Source organism: Streptomyces sp. NPDC054840 (assembly GCF_053611065.1).
In genome coordinates this window covers 1-2,347 of sequence record NZ_JBSGZP010000911.1, presented here as the reverse complement: position 1 = coordinate 2,347, position 2,347 = coordinate 1, and the positions used below count along the sequence as shown (strand labels likewise).

General features: G+C 69.2%; 1 protein-coding gene. It reads left to right on the top strand.

What is annotated here, in order from left to right:
- Positions 1-190 precede the first annotated feature (190 nt).
- Positions 191-2,347 (top strand): terpene synthase family protein (locus ACWGIU_RS35845; RefSeq protein ID WP_453712272.1); only part of this gene is annotated, 2,157 nt, incomplete at its 3' end.

Here is a 2,347-nt window from a genome sequence, read left to right as displayed (position 1 = left end):
GCGGGGGACCTTCGGCGTACCCACCCTTATCCCCTACGGAGGCCCTCGCGCCGGGCGACGGGGGCCGCGTCACCTGAAGCGGTGAAATCACCCTTGTCCCACCAGCACCAGGGGTAGGGCACTGCTGATCTCGTGCGGGGGGACCGGGTCGCCGGGCCCCCGGACCCATGGACGAAAGGCCGAGCCCGCCGTGACGCAGCCGTTTCAACTGCCGGATTTCTATGTGCCCTATCCGGCACGACTGAACCCCCACCTGGAGGAGGCGCGGACCCACACCAAGCGGTGGGCGCGCGGCTTCGGGATGCTGGAGGGTTCCGGCGTCTGGGAGGAGAGCGACCTCGACTCGCACGACTACGCGCTGCTCTGCTCGTACACCCACCCCGACTGCGACCGTGACGCGCTGGCCCTGGTCACCGACTGGTACGTGTGGGTGTTCTTCTTCGACGACCACTTCCTGGAGATGTACAAGCGCTCGCAGGACCGTGACGGCGCCAAGCAGTACCTCGACCGGCTCGCCGCCTTCATGCCCATGGACCTGGCCGACGGGTTCCCCGAGCCCACCAACCCGGTGGAGGCCGGGCTCGCGGACCTCTGGGCGCGGACGGTCCCCGCGATGTCCGCCGACTGGCGGGAACGGTTCTCCTTGTCCACGAAGAACCTCCTCGACGAGTCCATGTGGGAGCTCGCCAACATCAACATCGGACGCGTGGCGAACCCGCTCGAATACATCGAGATGCGCCGCAAGGTGGGCGGCGCCCCCTGGTCGGCCGGTCTGATCGAGTACGTCTGCGCCGAGGTGCCCGCACGCGTCGCGCACGCGCGCCAGCTCGGCGTACTGCGCGACGCCTTCTCCGACGCCGTGCACATCAGGAACGACATCTTCTCCTACGAACGCGAGGTCGCCCACGAGGGCGAACTCTCCAACGCCATCCTCGTGTTGGAGACCTTCCTCGGCTGCACCACCCAGGAGGCCGCCGAGGCCTCCAACGACCTGCTCACCTCCCGCCTCCAGCAGTTCGAGCAGACCGCGATCGGCGAGCTCCCGCAGCTCTTCGCCGACCACGCGCTGGACCCGGCGGAGATCGCGGCGGTCCTCGCCTACACCAAGGGCCTGCAGGACTGGCAGTCCGGCGGCCACGAGTGGCACATGGTCTCCAGCCGCTACATGAACAAGGAGGCCAGGCCCACCGCCCCGGCGACCCTGCCCTTCCTGCCGTCCGGGCTCGGCACCACCGCGCTCGACCTGCGGTCCGTGTTCACGCGGCGCTCGATGGAGCTGCGCCACCGCTCCTTCACCCACGTCCCCTTCGAGCGCACCGGCCCCTCCGTCATCCCCGACATCTACATGCCGCACCGGCTCACCCTCAGCCCGCACCTGGCGCACGCGCGCGAGGAGTCCGTCGCCTGGTCCCGGCGGATGGGCCTGCTGGACCCGCAGCCCGGCGACCCCGGTTCGGCGATCTGGACCGAGGAACGGCTGCGGGGATTCGACTTCGCGCTCTGCTCGGCCGGCATCGACCCCGACGCGACGCCGCAGCAGCTGGCGCTCAGCGCCTGTTGGCTGACCTGGGGTACGTACGGGGACGACTACTACCCGGTGGTCTTCGCCCAGAGCAGGAACCTGCCGGCCGCCAAGGCGACCACCGCCCGCCTGATCGCCATGATCCCGGTCGACCACGCCGAACAGCCCGAGCCGGTGACCGCGATGGAGCGCGCGCTCGGCGACCTGTGGGTGCGCACCAGCGCCGCCATGTCCGCCGAGCAGCGCACCGAGTTCCGCGCGACCCTGGTGAGCATGCTGGAGAGCTGGCTGTGGGAGGTGGACAACCAGATCCAGAACCGCATCCCGGACCCGGTGGACTACGCGGAGATGCGCCGCCACACCTTCGGCAGCCACCTCACGATGTACCTGTGCCGGCTCGGGCACCAGGGCCGGGGCATCCCCGAGGAGATCTACGCCTCCGGGACCATCCGCTCCCTGGAGAACGCGGTCGCGGACGCCGCCTGCCTGATCAACGACATCTACTCCTACCAGAAGGAGGTGGAGGTCGAGGGCGAGGTCCACAACTACATCCTGGTCGCCCGGAACTTCTTCGACATCGACTACCCGCAGGCCCTGCACATCTGCCATGAGCTGATGACCCGGCGGACCGAGGAGTTCGAGCACATCGTGGCGAATCAGCTGCCGCTGCTCTACGACGACTGGAAGCTCGGTGCCGAGGCCCGGCAGGCCCTGGACGCGTACGTGGGCGAGCTGAAGGACTGGCACGCGGGCATCCTCAACTGGCACCGGAAAATCCGCCGTTACCGACCGGAGGACCTGCACGCGGGGCCCGACCTGCTCGCC